Here is a 20,776-nt window from a genome sequence, read left to right on the forward strand (position 1 = left end):
GGCCAGGTGGAGAGCGCCGAGGCGGGGCAGCGCGCGGCCGAAAAGAAAGTGTTGGTGGAGAGGATGAACTTATCAAGCGCGCATGCTGCTCCTCGGAAAACAGTCGATTGCCGCCTTGATTTGCCTGTTTTCACTCGAAGAAGGCCCTGAAACTTTGTCCGGTACTGTCCGACGTTGTCCGTTCCAGTCCACAATATTGGTTGTGGACTGAGTTGTGGACCAGTCCACGTGGCCGAGTGAAGGAGCGGCCGCAGATGGCAACGACAAACAGACTGACGGACAAGGGCGCCCGAGCTGCGGGGCTGGGCAAGCACGCCGATGGCAACGGCCTGCAACTGGTGGTGCGCAAGACGGCGGCCGGCGAGATTTCACGCAACTGGGTACTGAGGTATCGCTCGCCCACCGGCAAGGACCGGGAGATGGGATTGGGCGTGTTCCCGCTGGTGAGCCTCCAGGCTGCGCGAGAAGCCCGCGACGACGCGCGGCGACTTCTCGCTCGAAGCCTTGATCCTCTGAATGAACGCGAGCGCGTCACCGGCGAAATGCGCGCGGCCGAGGATCAGGCTCGGCAACGACGCCGCACCTTCGACGAAGTGGCCGAGCTGGTGATGGCCGCGCAGAACTTCACCTCCCCAAAGCATCAATGGCAGTGGTCGGCGACGCTGGCCAAGTACGCCACGCCCGCAATAGGCAAGAAGCCAATCGGTGAAGTCACTACCGACGATGTGGTGAAAATCATCGCACCCGTGCTGGATGCTGCCCCTGAAACCGGCAGGCGCCTGCGCGGCCGCTTGCAGGTGGTCATTGACTACGCGATGGCGCAGGGGTGGTATACCGGTTTGAATCCGGCGCGCCACAAGGACCACTTGGAGCGCCTGCTTCCAGGCTTGAAGAAATCCGAGGCCGAGCGCGAGCATCACGCCGCGTTGCCTCATGCGCAGGTGCCGGCCTTTGTCGCAAAGCTGCTGGCGTTGGAATCATCAACCAGCGCCTGCGCCATATTCGCAATCCTGACGGCTGCCAGGTCGAACGAGGCGCGCGGCGCTACCTGGGGCGAGATCGATCTGGAGACCTGCGTGTGGACCGTCGCAGCGGCGCGCATGAAGAGACGCCGACTGCACCGCGTGCCGTTGTCGGACGATGCAGTGGAACTGTTGCGGCGGCTCGGGCCGAAAAAGGATGGTGGCGCTCTCATCTTCGAAAGCCCGGTGGTCAAACGTTCGGGCAAGGGGTTGACGGATATGTCGCTGCTGCGAGTCGTGCAGCAACTCAACGCCGACATCACGCTGCACGGCTTTCGCAGCAGCTTTGCTGACTGGGCGCACGAGCAGTCAGTGACGATCAAGGGTGGCGCGCCGATCAAACGCTTTTCTGACCGTGAGATTGAATTGGCGCTGGCGCACGCCGTTGGCAATGCCGTCTCGCGTGCATATGCGCGCGACGACATGATGGCTGCGCGTCGCAGCTTGATGGCTGCATGGGGAGCCCATTGCACCGGCAGACAGGCCGAAGCCACCAATGTAGTGCCCTTGGCGCGGGAGGTCGCGTAGACGGTTGTCCACTAGTCCAACAGGGTCCATAATTTGTGCAAGTCTTTTTCCGAGGCACCACGAAACGGTGGCAGCCTGGCGCCGAGGCTGATGGCCTTGGCAGAGAAATCTTGAAGGACAACCCGCGTTTCCGGGCCTCTTGAATTTGAATGCGCAGAAAGGACGGGCACCCGCGTATGAGCGCGGGCTCGTTGACTTCATCTATCTGCGCAACATGAAAAAGCCCACTCCCACCGTCGAGCCGACGGCCATTGCGCCTGAAGGGGCGCGTCTGGTCCGACTCCATGAAATTCTCAGCCACTACCTGCCGCTCTCGCGTTCTCGGTTTTATGAACTGATTGCGGCAGGCGACCTGCCGCCTGGCATCCCGATTGGCCCTGCCGCCGTCGCTTGGCGACTCGACGACATCCGGGCCTATCTGGCTCGTTGCCAGGCTTCGCTTAACGCGCGCCAGCAAGGGACGAAATTGCGTCGTGGCCCTCCGCCGACGGCGCCCGCACGACTTGCCCTGCTCGAAGCGAGGCGCAAGTCCGCGTGCAAAGCCATCGCCGTCGGCGACAGCCAAGCCACCGCCGCCGCGCAGACCCTGCGCAAAACGACGGCCTCGTCCGCAACCGTCTGAAAAAAGGACGACCAGCACGTCAATGCTGGCCGTCCTGAGGTGCGCGAGGCGCGAGGTTGAGAACCTGCCTCGATTTTCGCAGCGCGCGCAAAAGGCGGCAAGGAAAGGCATTGCCGTGCGATCTTTCACAAGGAGATTCGCATGAAATCCAATCGCGCCAGCCGGCGCCAGCAACGTATTGCCGAGCGCCGCGCCAACCGTCGCGCGGCCCATGCCGCCAACGTCCCCGACATCAGCGTCGAGACCGTCGAACTTCCCGATGATTGGCGCCTGGCAGTGCTGCGGCACAGCCACCGCGATCCGCGCGTGCTCGGCCGCGAAGACGAAGCCGTCGAGCACGTGCAGGCCCTTGCGCCGCCCTTCATGTGCGGGGGCTGCGGCTGCATGCCCGACCTCTTGGCGGTGGGCGTAGTCGATAGCCCCACCCTGGATCAGCTTGGCCTCCGGTGCCCTGCGTGCCGCAGCTCGGCGCAGGGCCTCTATTCGGACTTGGCGGTGCTTGGCACGCGGGAAGCCATGAGTGACGAAACGATGCGAATGCTCGTGCGGGGCTTCGAGCAGCGCGTGGCGGCCGATGCGGAAACCATGGCCAAGGACGCCGCCTGGTTCGCGCGCAATCCCGGCCGGCGCCTGCGCGTGCGCCCGCCGACGAACGACATGGAGCGAGGCCTTGGCGCACCTCCCGCAATGGGCATGCAGCTCGTGTGCATCGTGCGGCGCGACGCCTTCGATTGGCGCACGCCTGACACCTTGTGGGTGCCAGGGGGTGGTATTCATCTGGACATTGGCGATACGCCCGCGCAACTGACCCCCTCCATGGTCGATGCGCTGCACGAAGCCGTGTTCGAGACGGCGCGCGACGGGCCGATCAGCCTGTTGGACTATGGCCCCGTCATCGCACGCGCCAAGGCAATTCACCGCGCGCACGAGCAGGCCGCGGAAGCTGCCCGGACCGCTGCGCAGCGCAGCGACGGGGATGCATCATGAGCCGTCCGATCCCCTGGAAAACAATGATTCGCATCACGCTCGATGCGGCCCGGCAGGCGGGTGCGGGCCGCGACGAGGTGCACATCGTCCTGGGCATGTCGGGCGCCGAGCTGACGGCCAAGGCCGACTCCGACGAAACGCCTCCGAGTGACGTGCTGGCGCGTTTCTCTGCCGCACTCAGGCGGTGGACTCCTGCACCGAGGGGGCCGACCAGCCCGGCCTCCCCCGCACCGGCACCGGCACCGGCACCGGCACCGGCAGCGACCGCCGCTACGCCGGCCGCGACCCCTGCGCCAGCCCCTGCGTCAACCACCGCTGCATCGGGAACTCCCCCGAAGCCCCAGGCTCCGGCGATCCGCTTCGATGCCATCCCGCCCGAGATGCAAGCCGGCCGGTTCCTTGTCATGTGGCGGTTCGTGCTCAAGAAGGACAAGCACGGCAAGCTCAAGTGGACCAAGCCGCCATTCCAGACCAACGGCCAGTACGCCAGCACCACCAACCCGGCGACCTGGTGCACGATGGCCGAAGCAAAGGCCGCGCTGGCGGCACGCAACCCGGATGGCTCACCGATGTTCGACGGCATCGGGCGCGTGTTCAGCCCCGACGATCCGGTGCCGATGTTCGGCTTCGACCTGGATGACTGCATTGCGCCCGATGCCAACGGTGTCAGGAAGTTGAGCCCCGACGCACAGGAGGCCATCAAGGAGCTGGACTGTTACGCGGAACTTTCCCCCAGCGGTGACGGCGTGCACGTCATCGGCCTCGGGCACTTGCCGGGCGCACACTTCACCAACAACACGCTGGGGCGTGAAGCCTACGACAACTCGAAGGCCGGCCGGTATTTGACCTTGACCGGCCATGTGTTGCCGGGCTTCGAGACGCTGCGGACGCCCGACCCCGCCATCCTGGCGAAGTGGCATGGCCAGTGGGACACACACTCGCCGGGCAATACGTCCGTGCCGCCCTCGGGGAACGCTGCCCCCGTCGCTGCCCCGACGCCTGCCGGTGCGACCACCGCTGCTGCCGCGCCCTCAACCTCGACCAGTGGCGCCTACGTCGATGTAGACTTGGCGGCGCGCGGAATCCGCGCGCACGTCCGCGCGCTCATCGAGTCGCTGGACGGGCTGGATTCGCACTACGGCGGGGATCGTTCCAAGGCGGTGCTGGGCGCGGCCATCGAGTTGATGAAGGCCAAACTCACGGATGACGAGATCGTGAGCGTCTTGACCGATCCGAAACACGCCATCCATACCGTTTCTCAGAGCGCCGGACGGCGCAGCACTCGTGACAGCGCGGCGCAATGGATCCGTCAATACACCCTCCCGGACGCCCACGGGAAGGTGGCCGCGCAAGCTGCCATGCGTCAGGCCTCGGTGAACATTGGTGCCACGGGCACCGCGAATCCGCAGGACCATCGAGCGCGTTCGTTCACGCTGTCGGAAATGCTGGCCGATGCCGTCTATCTTGCCGGCACCGGCCAGGTGGCCCTGCGTGATGAGCTGCGCACCCACTATGAAACCCTGGAGCTTTTCAAGAAGGCCACGATGGCGAGCAAGCACCAGTTCACCGGCAATAGCGGGCCGGCCGAAGTGCCAGTGTCCTCTCGGTGGTTCGCTTCGCCCGACAAGCTCCAGCGCCACGTCCTCACCTATGCGCCAGGTGAAGGGGAAATGACTTTTGATCCCAACGGAGTACCCGCATTCAACCTCTGGCTTCTTCGCCCGCACATCACGCCGATTGACTGGCGCCAGCGCGTCACGCCCTTCCTGGAACACGTCGAATTCCTCATCATCGAGCCCGACATGCGGGAGCTGTTCCTCGATTGGCTTGCGCACATCGAGCAAGACCCCGGCACGCTGCCGCACGCGCATTTCGCGCACATCGCGCGGGCACATGGGCTGGGGCGCAATTGGATGGGCAGCGTACTCGCCCGTGTCTTTGCCGGGGCTACCGCCTTGGGGTTTGACTTGGGGGGATACCTGCGCAACGGCTTCAATGGCGCGCTGGCCCGCAAGGAGCTCGTGATCGTGGACGAGCTGAACGAGAGCCGGCGCGCTGGCGTCCGCGCGGACCAGGAGGACGTGCTGCGCCGCACCTTGACCGAGAGCTTCACGACCGTCAATCCGAAGTACGGCAAGCAGCGCCTCGAAAAGAACGTCAAGCGGTGGCTGGTGTGGAGCAACCGGCCCGATGCACTCCCGCTGACCACCGGCGACCGGCGCTGGAATGTCATTCGGCACGATGGCGACCCGCGCGATGCGAGCTACTACACCCGGCTGTATGCCCTGATGGACGATCCGCTTTTCATTGCCAGCGTGCGTGAGTTCCTGCGCCAGCGCGACATCAGCGCCTTCAATCCCGGCGCGCATGCGATGCTCAATCAGGCCAAGCTCGACATGATCGACGCGGGCCGCTCGGAACCGGAGCGCAATGCCGCGCTGCTGGTCGCTCGATGGCCGAGTGAGATGATCCGCTCGTCTGTGGCGGCGCGAATCGTGAACGCGGGCGCTTTTTCGTCTGTCATGACGACGAGCCTCCCCGACACCGCGCAGTTCGTCGCCGCCATGCGGGCGGTAGGCGCCATCCCGGGCATGCGGACCACCATCGGCCAGGACAAGGCCCGCACGTGGATTCTCGGTGGGCATGAGCGGTGGAAATCCGCCCCTGTCCATGAGCGTTGCGATGAAATTGAGCGAGGCGAAAAAGCCATGCCGCCCCGTTTCGCCACCGCCACCGGGGTGGTGCCGCTGGAGGTACTCGACAGCCTGCCGGATCGACAAAGCACGGCCCCCTGAATGTGACTTTGCATTGCGGTGAACGCCGGTGAAACATGGACCAGCATGGACCCGACTTCAGAAAAGTCTGGGCAAAGTCACTAGTACTTTTCCTAGACTTTTCCTAGCTCGGGTCCATGCTGGTCCGCACGGGCCGGCCGGCGAGGATGCAGTCTGCCGGAACTCGTTGCATCGTCAGATGCGAAGCCCAGAACATGGAACATCGGCCGGCCCAACTACCCAAACAGCCGCCGCGCCCGCTCCAGCTCGATCCGCTCACGCGCCCGCCGAATCCACGCATCCCCCTCGCCCCACACCAAATCGCGCTCTCGAGCGTGCTCCAGCTCACGCAACTCGGCCGCCTCCAGCCGCGCCGGACCGATCAGAGGCGCCACTCATTACCCACCACGACCGCCCCTGCCGATGCCTTGACGGGCGCCGGCACGACACGCCGGCCGTGTCCCGCTACCGGCTCGGTGTAGGGCTTGTCCGCCTTCGCGCCCGAGCGCACCCGCCAGGCCAGCCGGTGGCTCTGCTCGGTCATGTCGCAGTAGCTCTCGCACGGCGGCCCCAGCGCGGCCATCCGCTCGCGTGCCTGATCCGCCAGCCGCGAGCCTTCACCGCCGCGCACGTCCACGCCTTGCAGCAGCAGGCCGCGCACCTTCCACCGGCACCAGTCGAGCACGCTGTCGGGCAATCGCTGGTCGGGGGCGTCGCAGTCACCGCCGAGGCCATGCGCGGCCAGCCACACCGCGAACGCCGCTTCACCCGGCGCGTCCATGCGGACAGAAAAACCGCGTGCGAATGGATCGGTTCTCCAGACCTTGCGCATGACGCGCCCGTGCTCCCGGGACGGCGCACGCTCCTCGCCCACGGCCGTCGAGACCTTGCGCGGCTTCCTGTCCTTGATGGGGTGGCCATGCCACCGGCACAGTTGACCCGGTTCGGCCACCGGCTGGCCGCATCGCTGCCCGAGCCTGTTGAGTGCGCAGCACTTCGGCACGGCGGCCCACCACACGCGCATGCTCTCACTGATACGTCCTCGACGCACCAGCTCTTGCGAATCGGGCGCCAAACCAACGGCTCGGTTGCTGCGCATCATGTCCACCATTCTCTCGCGGCAGCCCGACGACGGCGTCCCCCGCGTGATCTGTCACTACTTCTGACGCGGCGCCGCCAAGCCGGGCGTGCGAGCGCAATCGCTCTCCCGGACCCAAGCGCAGGGAGCTGTCGGTGTTGCGAGCTTCATTTGTGGGCTGGCCGATAGTCCGGAACCTGGAAGGTCCGGCAGATCTTGGCTTAGAGCCGGCCAGGAGCCGGTGTAGGATGCGCGCGCGGTCGCGCAATGATTGGTGGCCCGTTGCTACGCACAACCTTCGCATGACAAGAACAGCTAACGCCCTTCGGATCGAACCTACCATCGTCCCTCTGAGGCGCTCGAACGCGGCCCTCGGTGCCATGCCGGCGCGCGCGACGCAGTATCCCGAGCTTCGCTACATGGGATCCAAGACGCGGCTGTTACCCTGGATTTTTGAGACGCTGAATACTCTTGACTTTGAAAGCGCCTTGGACCCTTTCTCGGGTACCGGCTGCGTGTCCTATCTGATGAAATCGATGGGGCGCCGGGTGGTGGCATCGGACTTTCTCAACTTCGCCAGCACCGTCGCGCGCGCGACCGTTGAAAACAGTTTCGTGCATCTTGATGGCAAAGCCATCAAGGGACTGCTCGACCGCACTCCGCCGGCCCATGATTTCATCGAACGCACTTTCGGGGGGATTTTCTACACTGCCGAGGACTTGCGCTTCCTAGACAGGGTGTCCGGGAACATTCGCCAGCTTCAGGATCCTCATCAGCAGGCCCTCGCCTTCGCCGCACTGTTTCGCTCCTGCTCAAAGCGCCAACCCCGGGGCGTCTTTACCATTTCGGGCGACCTGTCGCACTACGACGATGGACGTCGCGATCTGAGGCTCTCGCTCGAAGAGCATTTTCTGGAGCAGATTGAGGTTTACAACGCGGCTGTATTCGACAACGGCCGCAAGAACCAAGCGCTCCGGTGCGATTTGTTCGAACTCCCGCGTCGCAAGGTCGATCTTGTCTATCTCGATCCTCCCTATGTCCCACGCTCTGACGACAACTGCTACATCAAGCGGTATCACTTCTTAGAAGGTCTATCCTGCTACTGGCAGGGCCTTCCCGTGGACACAACTACGAAGGTACGGAAGATCGCAAAGCGATACACGCCATTTAGTTATCGGCGGACGGCCGTCGAAGCCTTCGACCGCATGTTTGCGCGCTTCAAGGGAAGCAAGATCGCGCTGTCATACAGTTCCAACGGCTTCCCTGATCTTGATCAGCTCGAAAGCCTGCTGCGTCGGTACAAGAGCACGGTGCGCGTTTTCGAGAAGCCTCACCGCTACCACTTTGGCACCCACCAAGGCGTCGAGCGAGCTTCGGTCACCGAATACCTGATCGTAGGAAGTTGATGCGGCAGCGAAACCAATCCCTGGAAGAAGTTATCGGTAACCTCAGCCCGCTGGCTGTTGACTGGATGGACGAGACGGCCGCTAACGCAATCGCAAAGCTGACCGATCTCCCGAAGAAGCAGGTGTACGGCAGGCCCGATATGGCCGACCTGCTTGCCGGCGATTTCGATGAGGGGCTTTTATGCGCACGCCTGTTTCTTGCCCTGTCGAAAGACACAATGGAAGCGGAACTTAGGAGCTTGCTCGGCAACGGAGGAATCGGCAAGAAGCGCTATCAGAGCGAACCTGAGGCGTACCTCGCAGCCTTGGAGGAGCTCAAGCTGCCGGATGCGATGGCGACCAGCATCAACTATGAACCTGTCTGGAGCGATATTCTTGTCGAACGCCTGAGGTCAGGGCGCGGATCGGCGATCTCCGGCCAGAAGCGCGGGCGTGGCCTGGAGGATTTCGCCGAAGCAATGGTTAAGGAAGTCTTCGGTACTCGATATGTGACGCGCTGCACATTCACCGGCGTAGGCAACAACAGCGCAAAGTGTGATGTGGCCGTGCCCAATCGTGATGCTCCGCGAATCGTGATTGAGGTGAAGGGCTATGGCGCGACCGGCTCGAAGATGACCGACATCATTGGCGACCTTGATGCGATCATCAACGCTATGCGTCGCGATTCATGGCTACTCTTCGTCACCGACGGAATGACTTGGAAATCGCGCACGGCCGATCTGAAGAAGATTGTTGAGCGCCAGAACGACGGCAAGATCGCGCGCATCTATACAACGAAGATGCGTGAGGAGTTCTTGTCCGACCTCCACAGCCTTAAACACCTTATCGACTGACGGCTAGCGGTCGGCATACCTTTGGGTGTGAAGCGCTCGCACACGACTGCCCGGCCGAGCCCCGCAAAACTGCTGAACCTTGGCAGGTCTTCCCAACGAGTCAGACGGGGGCGCCCAAAGCTACATCTTCGAAGCAATGACTTTGCACTTGCCCAAATTCTTGAAAAGGCTGGCGGGGTACGAGTCGGCATAGTTGGCCTTCACCGCGGCAACCAAGCAGGCGACGGTGGCTGCAACTACTTCTGGGACCTTCGCCTCCACTGAGGCAAACGGCTGGCTCGAACTGATTCCTAGCGTTTTCAATGCAGCCCACTCGATGAATCGATTGCCGTGAACACAGACTAAGCTGTCCCGTCCGCCATACTTGTTTGCCTCGACACTCAACGCCTGGTCCACTGCCCGCAGTGCTTGCACGGCTTGCCACACCATTGGTCCGCTGACACCACTATTGAAGAGCTGCTTGTACGGAGCCTTCGAAAGATCTTCCCATAGCTTACCAATTTCGCGCTTCGCTTGGACAGCCAGTGAAACGTCTGAATGCGTACAAGCTAGCGCGACTGTCGCCTCGACGAGGTCGAACCTTTTTGCAGTGGAGCCGCTTGAGGAGCCTGACTTATATGCGTAGTCGATGCCTTCGATATGAAGCTCTTGCCGGATCCGTTCCTGCTCAGGGTCTAACGCAACAAAATCCCGCTTTTCAATCGCGTTCTGAGTATTCGTATAGCGGGTCACCTCAGACGCGAAGGTGGATGGGCTTTTTTCGCTTGAGATGATGCGCACAGGCACCATCGCCTTTTGAACCGCTTCGGGGTTCTGGCTTGCTGCCGCAAAAATAGAGCCAACGGTTTGGGCGCCATTTACAACACAAAACCCTGCGCACTCGAAGATGCCGGACTCACTTGAATTTCCGCCAATTGGCTTCTTTGCCAGGCCGGACGCAACAGCAGTGATGCCATTGTTGAAGTACCAAAAATCTTCGGGTCGAGTCAGTAGCGTATCGACGATGTCTTGGTTGACCTGGCTAGTTCCCAAGAATTGTCGAAGGTTCCTCTCAAACAGGCGACTTCCATTGATCTTCATCCAAGCGGCTACGTCAGCGGCACACACTTGGCCGTATACAGCGAAGTGCGGCTCCTTTGTCTGCCCCCACCCGTAAAGCTGGACCTCTGCCGACACGGGAGCGCCCGCCAACCCAGCAGCCACTGCTTTGTGCAACTCACCCTGCTTCAGCACGCGCAGGAACATCAGGTCCGATGTGTCATTCTGCGAAGCCACATAGGCGTTAAGCGCATTTTGCACTTCACTGCTAAGCTCCTCTTGTCCCGTGTGAGCTATCACAAGCACGAAATTCGCGTTTGCGTCAAAGAGTGCCCTTTCGATCTCCGGCGACTTCGCTCGAATGCGCTCATTCAGTTGTGATAGGTCATTGTCCAGAACCTTCTTGACGCCCTCGATGAACTTCAGCGCATCTCCGAGTTCTATAGAGCCATGTCCGTCCTCGTGCCACTTTGTTTGCACCAAGTACAGAGTCCGCTCATTTGCGTTGAAATAGACCAAGTCAATGCCGCCATCCTGAGCGCCATCCGTCACTGACTTCGACAACTCTTCGATGGGTTCTTCGGTCATGTGCGACGCCGCGAGCGCAGCAAGCCCGCGCGTCAGAAGTATCTTTTTTAGCTGCGCCTGATCGGAGTGGTTTGCGCAATCGCTTAGGTCGATCAGGCCGCCTACTTTGGCCTTCAGGAAGCCTTCAATCTGGGTTACGTGCAGCTTGGACATGAATCGTTGTACTAGTTTGTATGGCACGGAGTATTGCAGAGCGAAGCCCGCATAACGTGCTCGCTCCAACGCGCAGGGCTCCGAAAGGAGTCTCACCGCTTCCACACTAACGTCAGCCTGCTCGGCAGGCGGACCGCGCGGCCTTAGGCGTGAGACTCTCCAAGACCGGCCAGCACCCCGTCAAGGGCAGCCTTGGCGGATTCGACGCTCCCATCGTCCAGCATGGCGCGAACGACTTTCAGTTCGGCCACAAGTTCGTCGCGCGGGCCAATGGCCAAGGCGTGCGGGAAGGCACCCTTGGCCGCGTTGTGGTGCTTCCACATCGGCCGCAGGTTTGACAGCGCAGAGCGGGCCAGCACTTCCTCGAAGGTCTTGGCGCCCTTCACTGGCAGCACGTGGTCAATGTCCCACGAGCGCGCGCCGATAGGCGCCCAGCCGGATTTGTTTCGCCAATTGAATTCGGGCGATGCGCTCAACAGCGCGTCGAAATGCGCAATCAACTCAGCCTTTCCGTAGCCGAGCAGCCGCGCTACCTCGCTGTCGCTCGTGACGCGCTCGCCGGGCGCCAGCAGCGTTCCAGACTTTTTCCGCACGCGCGATTCAACGGAATGCCAGACCCCGTGCTGAGCCTTGCGCAGATCGAACACACGGGTCGTCGCCTGCTTCACCGCGCTGCTCGGCCTTGCCGTTCGCGCGGCGCTTTCGCTGGCGCTTCCACTCCCCTCTGTGGGTCGCTCGGCAACTCTTCCCTTGGACAAGACCAGATAGGGCGTCAGATCGCGTCTTGCCTGACCACGGCGGTCAACAAGCGTCGGAGCGTCGAGCACCAGTCGAAGAATCTCGACTCCATGCGAACTCTCCATGCAGTAGAAGTCTTCCCGTCGCAAGGCTCTCGTGGGAATGGCTAGGTGAAGCATATGCTCGCGGCCACGCAACACGATGTGAAACGTCTCGTGGCGCGACAGCTTCGCGGTCGGAATGTCCAACCAATAGGCGTCGAGCTTGGAGTTCCAGGTCGCCACGCAGGAATTGGCCGGACTCAGTCCAAGCTCACGTTTGATTTGCGCGTGTGCAGTCATGCTGTCCTTTCAAAACCACCGCCGCGCTGCGCGGCAGCGTTCTCGGTTACTCTGGCCGCATCGTGTCCTTAACAGGATGTCGATCTGGGCGCCTTTTTGCCCTTGACCGGCACGCGGGGCTTGGCCAACGCGCCTTTCTGAGCCGGTGAGCAGTTCATCGGTCTGCCATGTCGTTGTGCACGGGCAGCACCAACATCATTTGCTCGCGTTCAGGCACCTTGCGTCTGACCACCTTCGCCCGGGGCTTCGGAAGCGCCCCCAGCTCCTGGAGACCACGCCGCTGAAGCTCCACACCCAGCACGGCCAGCAGCTCAGCCTCGGTGAGCTTGGCCAACGCCCTGCCGGCGCGTTGAGCAGCCAGGCTCAGGTCGGGCGTCAGCATGTCGGCGGTGTCGAGCGGATTCACATGGGGCATCTGCCGATGATGCCGACGCGGGGCGATGAACGATCAGGGAGTCGCCCGAATTGCAGATCGTCGCAGGCGCCGTCAGGGACCGAGGCGGTGAAATTATTCTGGCGTGGGCTTCGTACCCCACAGCCGGCGCGGCGGTAGCGGCTCCAGCGGGTTCTTCGGCGGGCGCAGGAGGGGCAGCGGCAGGCTCGGTCTCGGCCGGGGTTTCTTGGGCTTGGGCACCGGGACCATCTACTACCTCGGAAGCGCCGCGTCCCTCTTGGCCTTGTGCGCTTTCAGCGCCGCCATGATTTGCTCGTGATTCAGGCCCGCGTCCCGCAGCGCGTGGACCATCGTTACGAGGGTATCGAGCACTTTCGGCACGGACTCGCTGTCGGGAACAGCAGGCGTTGCAGCTTGCCTGGGAGGCGCTGGATCGTGGGGTAGCATGGCTGTCATCGCGCCATCCTAGCGCGCGCAGGTTGGTGGTCGGCCTGCATGCCCGTGTCGATCAGGTCATCGATGACATAGCCGCGCTGCGCCAGCAAGACGCGCAGCTTCGCGAGCGCCTGCTCCTCGATCTGCGCCGCCCTCTGTTTCGAGATGTTCAGCTCGGCTGCGATCTCCGAGAACGAGCAGGCAACCTCCAGCCCGTGCGCCGGATGATGGCCGGCACGCATCAGCATGGCCTACTACCGCTCCAGTTGCGCGCGCCGGGCTTGCAAGACTTCGAGCGCGGCACGCAACTCGTCGGGGCTGCGAGCCACCGGCCGGCGCGAAGCCCTCGACGCCTTCGGTGGCTTGAGCGCATCGAGAACCGCGCACGCGGCGCGCACCCGCACGCGGGCGGGCGTGGTCGGGTTGGTGGCCGTGGTCAGGAGCTGATCGAGGTCGGGCATGGCTCTGCGGTTGTACGCCGACAGGGCGCGGGCGGCAAAACTTCGCTTGGGGCCAAAAAAGTCCCTAAGAGCTGAAATCGTGTGGCGTGTCGATCAGAGAGTTATTCGGCCATTTCAGGCACCCCGGGGAGGGGTGGAGCGCCTGCCTGCCGGTCGCGGCCGACGCGCCAAGCGGGCGCCGGCCGCGCGGACGCGATGCGGGTGATGGGAGGTTGGCCAAGCTGGCGCTGCGCGTCTCCTGGGCCGTTCATCGTGGTCGGGATATTCGGCGAGGCCCACTCAACCGGGTCGGCGCGACGCGCGGCGTCATCGTGAAAAAGCGGGCTCGTGGACCCGCCTATGTCGTTCACTCACGGCGCGTTGTGGGCTCCGTTGTGGACTGCGGCCCTGATGCCGCTGGAATCCGCGTGAAACCTAGAGAATTGGTGGAGAGGATGAGGATCGAACTCACGACCTCCGCATTGCGAACGCGGCGCTCTCCCAGCTGAGCTACCCCCCCAACGCAGACAGAATTCTAACCAGAACCGGCCCCGGTTTGCACGGCGGCGTGGCGGCCGTGCCAAGATGCGCGCCTCGCACACCCTGGAGCAGAACCGATGGCCTCGTACGATCCCGCCTGGCTGGACCGCATGTACAACAACCGCGCCCTGGTGCCCGACCATCCGGCCTACTTCGAGCGCTGGGCGGCGGAATCCGCCGCCACCCGCGCCGCCCAGCCTTGCCATGTCGACTTGCGCTACGGCCACGGCGTGGGCGAGACGCTCGACGTCTTTCCGGCGCCGGTGCCCGATGCGCCGGTGCTGGTGTTCATTCACGGCGGCTATTGGCGCGCGCTCGACAAGAGCGAGCATTCATTCATCGCCCGACCCTTCAACGACCGCGGTGTCTGCGTCGTGGTGCCCAACTACGCGCTGTGTCCGGGCACGCCCGGGCAGCCGGTCGGCATCGATGACATCGCGTTGCAGATGGTGCAGGCGCTCGCCTGGACCTGGCGCCACGTCGCGGCGCATGGCGGCGATCCGTTGCGCATCACGGTTTCGGGCCATTCGGCCGGCGGGCACCTGGCGGCGATGCTGCTGGGGTGCGACTGGCAGGCGGTCGCGCCCGATCTGCCGCCGCAACTGGTGCGCAACGCGCTGTCGATCTCGGGCATACACGACCTGCGGCCGCTGCAGCACGCGCCCTTCATCGCCGACACGCTGGGGCTGGACGACGCCCAGGCGCGGCGCCTGAGCCCGGCGCTGTGGCCGGCGCCGGCGCGGGGCCGGCTCTGGGCGGTCGCCGGCGGCGACGAGAGCGAGGAATTCCAGCGCCAGAACGCGCTGATCCGCGATGCCTGGGGTCCGCGGACCGTGCCGGTGTGCGAACTGATGCCCGGGCGCAACCATTTCAGCGTCCTGGATGCGCTGGCCGAGCCGGCGCACCGGCTGCACCAGCTGGCGGCGCAGCTGCTGGAGGCTTGAGCCCGGCCGGCCTACATGAGCAGGTGTTCGCCGGCGTTGTCGCCGCCCAGGGTGACGTAGTTGACCCTGCGGATGTCCATCAGCTTGCGCCCGCCGGCATAGCTGATCGAGCTCTGGATGTCCTGCTCCATCTCGACCAGCGTGTCGGCCAGCTTGCCCTTGATCGGCTCCAGGATGCGCTTGCCCTCGACGTGCTTGTATTCGCCCTTGTTGAAGTCGCTGGCCGAGCCGTAGTACTCCTTGAAGAGGGCGCCGTCGACCTCGACCGTCTTGCCGGGCGACTCTTCATGGCCCGCGAACAGCGAGCCGATCATCACCATCGACGCGCCGAAACGGATGCTCTTGGCGATGTCGCCATGGTCGCGGATGCCGCCGTCGGCAATGATCGGCTTGGTCGCCACGCGGGCGCACCACTTGAGCGCCGACAGCTGCCAGCCGCCGGTGCCGAAGCCGGTCTTGAGCTTGGTGATGCAGACCTTGCCCGGGCCGATGCCGACCTTGGTGGCGTCGGCGCCCCAGTTCTCGAGGTCGATCACGGCCTCGGGTGTGCCGACGTTGCCGGCGATCACGAAGCTCTTGGGCAGCTTCTTCTTGAGGTAGCCGATCATGTTCTTCACGCTGTCGGCATGGCCGTGCGCGATGTCGATCGTGATGTATTCGGGCGTCAGGCCGGCTGCGACCATCTGGTCGACCGTGTCGTAGTCGGGCTTCTTGACGCCCAGCGAGATCGAGGCGAACACGCCCTGGGCGTGCATGTCCTTGACGAACTGGAGGTTGTCCAGGTCGAAGCGGTGCATCACGTAGAAGTAGCCGTTCTTGGCCAGCCAGGTGCAGATGGTCTCGTCGACCACCGTCTTCATGTTGGCCGGCACCGTCGGGATGCGGAAGCTGCGCCCGCCCAGCGTGACGCTGGCGTCGCACTCCGAGCGGCTTTCCACCACGCATTTGCGGGGCAGCAAGAGGATGTTGTCGTAGTCGAAAATCTGCATACCAAGCTCCTTTGTGTCAGGTGGATGAGCGCTTGGTCCGGCCGGTTTTCGAGCTGTCTGCACTGCGGAACGCAGCGTGAAACGGGCACAAAAAACCGGGCGCAAGAAACTTGGGCCCGGTGACTGATTTTACACGCTTGCCCGCGTCGGGGGCTTGGGCAACTTCGTATAACCTCGATACGCAGGGCTTTCTACAATCGACGGATGTTCACCGACCTCGCGGCCGCCGCAGATTCGCCGCTGCTCCACAACCTCAACCCGGAGCAGCGTGCCGCCGTCACGTTGCCGGCCGGCAACGCCCTGATCCTGGCGGGCGCCGGTTCCGGCAAGACCCGGGTGCTGACCACCCGCATCGCCTGGCTGATGCAGACCGGGCAGGTGTCGCCGGGCGGCATCCTGGCCGTCACCTTCACCAACAAGGCCGCCAAGGAAATGATGACTCGGCTGGGCGCGATGCTGCCGGTCAATGTGCGCGGCATGTGGATCGGCACCTTCCACGGCCTGTGCAACCGTTTCCTGCGCGCCCACTGGAAGCTCGCCAACCTGCCGTCGACCTTCCAGATCCTCGACACCCAGGACCAGCTCTCGGCCATCAAGAGGCTGATGAAGCAGTTCAACGTCGACGACGAACGTTTTCCGGCCAAGCAGACGCAATGGTTCATTGCCGGCGCCAAGGAAGACGGCCTGCGTCCGCGCGACGTCGAGGCCCGCAGCGACGACGACCGCAAGAAGGTCGAGCTGTACCAGCTCTACGAAGAACAGTGCCAGCGCGAGGGCGTGGTCGACTTCGGCGAGCTGATGCTGCGCAGCTACGAGCTGCTGCGCGACAACGACCCGGTCCGCGAGCACTACCAGCGGCGCTTCCGCCACATCCTGATCGACGAGTTCCAGGACACCAACCGGCTGCAGTACGCCTGGATCAAGATGCTCTCGGGCACCACGGCCGAGGGCCGCTTCACGCCGAACGACAACAGCGTGATCGCGGTCGGCGACGACGACCAGAGCATCTATGCCTTCCGTGGGGCGCGCGTGGGCAACATGGCCGACTTCGTGCGCGAATTCGACGTCTCGCACCAGATCAAGCTCGAGCAGAACTACCGCAGCTACAGCAACATCCTCGATTCGGCCAATGCGCTGATCAGCCACAACACCAAGCGGCTGGGCAAGAACCTGCGCACCGACCAGGGCCCCGGCGAGCCGGTGCGGGTCTACGAGGCGACCAGTGATTTCGCCGAGGCGCAATGGATGGTCGAGGAGATGCGCCAGCTGGTGCGCGACGGCATCGATCGCAAGGAAATGGCCGTGCTCTACCGCAGCAATGCGCAGAGCCGGGTGATCGAGACGGCGCTCTTCAATGCCGCGGTGCCCTACCGCGTGTATGGCGGGCTGCGCTTCTTCGAGCGGGCCGAAATCAAGCACGCGCTGGCCTACCTGCGGCTGCTGGAGAACAAGGACGACGACACCAGCTTCCTGCGGATCGTCAATTTCCCGCCGCGCGGCATCGGCGCCCGCAGCATCGAGCAACTGCAGGACGCGGCCCGCGCAGCCGGACGGTCGATGCACGACGCGGTGAGCGCTGTCGGCGGCAAGGCCGGCAGCAACCTGACTGCCTTCGTGGCGAAGATCGACGTGCTGCGCGAGCAGACGCAGGGCCTGTCGCTGCGCGAGATCATCGAGCTGGTGCTCGACCACAGCGGCCTGATCGAGCACTACAAGGCCGACCGCGAAGGCGCCGACCGGATCGAGAATCTGGAAGAACTGGTGAACGCGGCCGAGAGCTTCGTCACCCAGGAGGGCTTCGGCCGCGACGCGGTGGCGCTGCCGGTCGACGAGCTGCGCCAGTCGCCGGCCAGCCAGGGGCTGGACCCGAACCGGCCCTTGCTCGACGAGCCGCTGGCGCCCGACGCCGAAACAGGCGAGACCCTGAGCCCGCTGGCCGCCTTCCTGACCCATGCGGCGCTGGAATCGGGCGACAACCAGGCCCAGGCCGGCCAGGACGCGGTGCAGCTCATGACCGTCCACGCGGCCAAGGGCCTCGAGTTCGACTGCGTCTTCATCACCGGCATGGAAGAGGGCCTGTTCCCGCACGAGAACTCGATGAGCGACAACGAGAGCCTCGAGGAAGAACGGCGGCTGATGTACGTGGCCATCACGCGCGCACGCCAGCGGCTCTACATGAGCCACTCGCAGACCCGGATGCTGCACGGCCAGACCCGCTACAACCTGAAGAGCCGCTTCTTCGACGAACTGCCCGAAGGCGCGCTCAAGTGGCTGACGCCCAAGAACCAGGGCTTCGCGCCTTCGGCCTTCGGCTATGGCGGCGGCTATGCCACGACCCGCGGCGGCGCCGGCGGCTTCAGCAAGGATTCGTTCGCCAGCCCGCCGGTGCCGCCGCAGAAGGCCGCGCCGTCGCACGGGCTGCGCTCGGGCATGCAGGTGTTCCACAACAAGTTCGGCGAGGGCACGGTGACTGCGCTCGAAGGCACCGGCGACGACGCCCGCGCGCAGATCAATTTCCCGCGCCACGGCATCAAGTGGCTGGCGCTCTCGGTCGCCAAGCTCACGCCCGTCTGACCTTGACCCGGCCCCCGGCCGGCGCAGCCCGGCACGGGGCCGAGCCTGGCTACTCCTGGAACGAGTCGCGGAAGGTGAACCAGGTGCTGGTGAAGAACATCGCCGCCATCACCAGCGCGCCGGCGATCATCATGGCGCCGCCGATCGCGGCGGCACCGTCGCCGGCACCCATCGCGCCCACCGCCACCAGCAGGCTGGCGAGCAGGCTCAGCACGATGCCGGCGCCGATGAAGACGCCGACCCAGGCCAGGCCGAACACGGTGAGGGCGCCGAAGTTCTTGAAGCAGGCCACGAAACTGAAGAACAGGCTCTTGGCCGGCGGCACGCGGTGCCAGTGGACCAGCGCCGGTGCGTGCCAGAAAGCCAGCGAGAGCGGCAGGTACAGCCCCATGGCGATCCAGAGTGCAACCTGGAATTCGGTCGATTCCGCCAGCTCGCGGGTGAGCGGGCCGCCGAGCAGGTAGACGCGGGCGAACTGGCCGCCGTCGGCCAGGGCCGAGATCGCCATGACCCCGAGGAACAGGCCGGCATACAGGGCCCCGAGCACCGCCATCGGCCGCACGTCGGCGCGAATCGCGTTCAGGGCGGCCAGGAACACGGTGCCGGCCGCCGACTTTTCGGGCCCGGCGGCCTGCTGTGCCGCGGCCATGAGCCCGAGTGTCATCGTCGGCAGCAGCATCAGCGCGATCGCGGCGCCGACCAGCGGCAGCTGCGAGGCGATCGAGACCAGCGCCATGAAGAAGAAGAACAGCGAGATGAAGGCCAGCGGTTGCCGGGCGAAGGCCTTGAGCCCGCTACGGACCCACAGCACGCCGGTACGGGCCGGCACGAGATTGAGTTTCATCGGGTCCGGTCAGGCGGCCAGCGCGTCGGCGCCGGTCGCGAATTCGAAGGTGGCGTGGGCGCGCTGCCGCAGCACGCGCTCGAAGTGGGTGGGGTCGTGGGCCTTGAGCATGGTGGCCTCGCGCGGCAGGTGGAAGTCCCAGAGGCGCGAGATCCAGAAGCGCAGCGCCGCGGCCCGCAGCATCGCCGGCAGCAATGCCCGCTCGGGCGCCGTCAGCGGCCGCACGGTGCCGTAGGCGGCCAGCAGGGCATCGGCCCGGGCCGCATCGTGGCGGCCGCTGGCCAGGTCGATCGCCCAGTCGTTCAGGCAGACGGCGAGGTCGAACAGCCAGCTGTCGGCGCCGGCGAAATAGAAATCGAACACCCCGGTGAGGCGTGGCGCGTCGGCGCTGGCGTGGGTGTCGAACATCGCGTTGTCGCGGAACAGGTCGGCATGCACCGGCCCGCGCGGCAGCGCCGCATAGGCCGAGGACTCGGCCACGTGATTCTGGTAGGCCAGCTCGCTGCGCAGCAGCGCGGCCTGGGCGGCGTCCAGGTGGGGCAGCACCACCGGCATGGTGTCGTTCCACCAAGCCAGGCCACGCAGGTTGGGCTGGATGCGGGGGTAGTCGCGGGCCGCCAGGTGCATGCGGGCGAGCAGCCGGCCGAGTTCGGCGCAATGGGCGGCCGAGGGGGCCAGTTCGCTCTTGCCGTTCAGGCGCTGGACCACCGCCGCCGGCTTGCCCGCCACCGTGTGCAGCAGCTCGCAGGGGGCGTTGGCCGGGATCGACAGCGGGTGGCCCTGGGGCGGCGCCACGGCCGGGTCGGCCACCGGCTCGGGCACCGGGATGCCGCGCGCCGCCAGGTGCTTCATCAGGCAGAGGTAGTAGGGGAGCTGCTCGGCGCCCAGGCGCTCGAACAGGGTCAGGACATATTCGCCGGATTCGGTGCTGGCGAAGTAGTTGGTGTTCTCGATGCCGCCCTCGATGCCCTTGAGGGCGGTCAGGGCGCCCAGGCCGAGGCGCCGGACGAGCGCGTCTGCTTCGTCGAATCCGACTTCCGTGAAAACCGCCACTGCGCGCTCAGAACTTGAAGACGTTCCACCAGACCCGCGAGCCGCCTTCGCCCGCGCTGGAGTCGGACTGGCCCTGGCTGCGGCTGCGCTCTTCGGTGTTGGGCAGGACCTGGTAGGGCGGGGCGTTGTTCTTGGGCTTGACCTTGATGTCCTGGGTCTGGCCGCCGACGCGGAGCTCGTCGATGGTGGCGCCGCTGTCTTCGACGTGGATGCGCTCGATCGTCTGGTTCTGGCGGCCGGCGGCCTTGTCCGGGTCCGGCTGCGCCTGGGCGGGCGCCGGGGCCGCAGGCTGCGGGTTTTGCGCAAAGACGACGGCGGCGGGCGCGGCGCAGGCCAGCGCGAGCAGTGCCAGGCGGACCAGGGGCATGGAAGAAGACATGGAAGAGATTGTAGGTCCGGGTCCGGTCCGGAGATAGCCACGAGGGCCGATCTTTTCGGCCTTCCGGGGGCGGCCG

The 20,776-nt window shown here is 64.7% G+C and carries 18 protein-coding genes and 1 tRNA gene; 8 read left to right on the plus strand and 11 right to left on the minus strand.

What is annotated here, in order from left to right:
- The first annotated feature begins 254 nt into the window (after positions 1-254).
- The 4 genes from QTI17_RS21395 to QTI17_RS21410 all read left to right on the plus strand — a co-directional run bounded on the left by QTI17_RS21395 (position 255) and on the right by QTI17_RS21410 (position 5,954).
- Positions 255-1,550 (plus strand): tyrosine-type recombinase/integrase, encoded by a 1,296-nt coding sequence (locus QTI17_RS21395; protein ID WP_286535469.1) that lies wholly within the window; start codon positions 255-257, stop codon positions 1,548-1,550.
- Positions 1,551-1,689: 139 nt separating this feature from the next.
- Entirely contained in the window at positions 1,690-2,172 is a 483-nt protein-coding gene (locus tag QTI17_RS21400; protein ID WP_286535470.1) for a helix-turn-helix transcriptional regulator, read from the plus strand.
- A gap of 141 nt (positions 2,173-2,313) precedes the next feature.
- Positions 2,314-3,159 carry a hypothetical protein gene (locus QTI17_RS21405; protein WP_286535471.1) on the plus strand — a complete coding sequence of 282 codons (846 nt, stop codon included), beginning with the start codon at positions 2,314-2,316 and terminating at the stop codon, positions 3,157-3,159.
- The gene (locus tag QTI17_RS21410) at positions 3,156-5,954 is read left to right on the plus strand and encodes a DUF5906 domain-containing protein (protein WP_286535472.1); all 2,799 of its coding nucleotides are present in this window, start codon (positions 3,156-3,158) and stop codon (positions 5,952-5,954) included. The genes QTI17_RS21405 and QTI17_RS21410 overlap by 4 nt, the downstream gene beginning before the upstream one ends.
- Positions 5,955-6,315: 361 nt before the next feature.
- Here the strand turns inward: QTI17_RS21410 and QTI17_RS21415 are convergent, their stop codons facing one another.
- The gene (locus QTI17_RS21415) at positions 6,316-7,035 is read right to left on the minus strand and encodes a hypothetical protein (protein WP_286535473.1); all 720 of its coding nucleotides are present in this window, start codon (positions 7,033-7,035) and stop codon (positions 6,316-6,318) included.
- A 278-nt stretch (positions 7,036-7,313) separates the two neighbouring features.
- On the opposite strand from QTI17_RS21415, the gene QTI17_RS21420 reads away from it, so the two are divergent.
- A complete protein-coding gene (locus QTI17_RS21420; protein ID WP_286535474.1) occupies positions 7,314-8,417 on the plus strand; it encodes a DNA adenine methylase in 1,104 nt (367 codons plus the stop codon).
- On the plus strand, positions 8,417-9,250 hold the full coding sequence (locus tag QTI17_RS21425) for a DpnII family type II restriction endonuclease (RefSeq protein ID WP_286535475.1): 834 nt from the start codon (positions 8,417-8,419) through the stop codon (positions 9,248-9,250). The genes QTI17_RS21420 and QTI17_RS21425 overlap by 1 nt, the downstream gene beginning before the upstream one ends.
- 120 nt (positions 9,251-9,370) lie before the next feature.
- On the opposite strand, the gene QTI17_RS21430 is transcribed toward QTI17_RS21425, so the two are convergent.
- The 6 genes from QTI17_RS21430 to QTI17_RS21455 all read right to left on the minus strand — a co-directional run bounded on the left by QTI17_RS21430 (position 9,371) and on the right by QTI17_RS21455 (position 13,897).
- On the minus strand, positions 9,371-11,029 hold the full coding sequence (locus QTI17_RS21430; protein ID WP_286535477.1) for an AIPR family protein: 1,659 nt from the start codon (positions 11,027-11,029) through the stop codon (positions 9,371-9,373).
- A 143-nt stretch (positions 11,030-11,172) separates the two neighbouring features.
- Positions 11,173-12,108: a hypothetical protein gene (locus tag QTI17_RS21435; protein ID WP_286535478.1), complete on the minus strand. Its 936-nt coding sequence runs from the start codon at positions 12,106-12,108 to the stop codon at positions 11,173-11,175.
- 154 nt (positions 12,109-12,262) lie between these two features.
- Positions 12,263-12,514: a hypothetical protein gene (locus QTI17_RS21440; protein WP_286535479.1), complete on the minus strand. Its 252-nt coding sequence runs from the start codon at positions 12,512-12,514 to the stop codon at positions 12,263-12,265.
- Between the two features lie 440 nt (positions 12,515-12,954).
- Positions 12,955-13,185: a sigma factor-like helix-turn-helix DNA-binding protein gene (locus QTI17_RS21445; RefSeq protein ID WP_286535480.1), complete on the minus strand. Its 231-nt coding sequence runs from the start codon at positions 13,183-13,185 to the stop codon at positions 12,955-12,957.
- A gap of 6 nt (positions 13,186-13,191) precedes the next feature.
- Complete coding sequence (locus QTI17_RS21450) at positions 13,192-13,398, minus strand: hypothetical protein (RefSeq protein ID WP_286535483.1); 207 nt, start codon at positions 13,396-13,398, stop codon at positions 13,192-13,194.
- A 423-nt stretch (positions 13,399-13,821) separates the two neighbouring features.
- Positions 13,822-13,897: transfer RNA gene (locus tag QTI17_RS21455), tRNA-Ala, on the minus strand.
- Between the two features lie 97 nt (positions 13,898-13,994).
- Here QTI17_RS21455 and QTI17_RS21460 point away from each other — a divergent pair.
- A complete protein-coding gene (locus QTI17_RS21460; RefSeq protein ID WP_286535485.1) occupies positions 13,995-14,861 on the plus strand; it encodes an alpha/beta hydrolase in 867 nt (288 codons plus the stop codon).
- Positions 14,862-14,872: 11 nt separating this feature from the next.
- Here QTI17_RS21460 and QTI17_RS21465 read toward each other — a convergent pair whose 3' ends face one another.
- Complete coding sequence (locus tag QTI17_RS21465; RefSeq protein WP_286535487.1) at positions 14,873-15,850, minus strand: GMP reductase; 978 nt, start codon at positions 15,848-15,850, stop codon at positions 14,873-14,875.
- 204 nt (positions 15,851-16,054) lie between these two features.
- Here QTI17_RS21465 and QTI17_RS21470 point away from each other — a divergent pair, with 204 nt between their 5' ends.
- Positions 16,055-18,424, plus strand: coding sequence for a UvrD-helicase domain-containing protein (locus QTI17_RS21470; RefSeq protein ID WP_286535489.1), 2,370 nt, complete (start codon positions 16,055-16,057; stop codon positions 18,422-18,424).
- 49 nt (positions 18,425-18,473) lie between these two features.
- Here QTI17_RS21470 and QTI17_RS21475 read toward each other — a convergent pair whose 3' ends face one another.
- From QTI17_RS21475 to QTI17_RS21485, 3 genes are read right to left on the minus strand one after another with little or no spacing between them, the layout of a single operon-like run.
- Positions 18,474-19,268 carry a BPSS1780 family membrane protein gene (locus QTI17_RS21475; RefSeq protein ID WP_286535490.1) on the minus strand — a complete coding sequence of 265 codons (795 nt, stop codon included), beginning with the start codon at positions 19,266-19,268 and terminating at the stop codon, positions 18,474-18,476.
- A gap of 9 nt (positions 19,269-19,277) precedes the next feature.
- Positions 19,278-20,321: a homoserine kinase gene (locus tag QTI17_RS21480; protein ID WP_286535491.1), complete on the minus strand. Its 1,044-nt coding sequence runs from the start codon at positions 20,319-20,321 to the stop codon at positions 19,278-19,280.
- A gap of 7 nt (positions 20,322-20,328) precedes the next feature.
- Positions 20,329-20,700, minus strand: coding sequence for a hypothetical protein (locus tag QTI17_RS21485; RefSeq protein ID WP_286535492.1), 372 nt, complete (start codon positions 20,698-20,700; stop codon positions 20,329-20,331).
- Positions 20,701-20,776: the final 76 nt, after the last annotated feature.

It is taken from the genome of Variovorax sp. J31P179 (assembly GCF_030316985.1).
Lineage (GTDB): Bacteria > Pseudomonadota > Gammaproteobacteria > Burkholderiales > Burkholderiaceae_C > Variovorax > Variovorax ginsengisoli_B.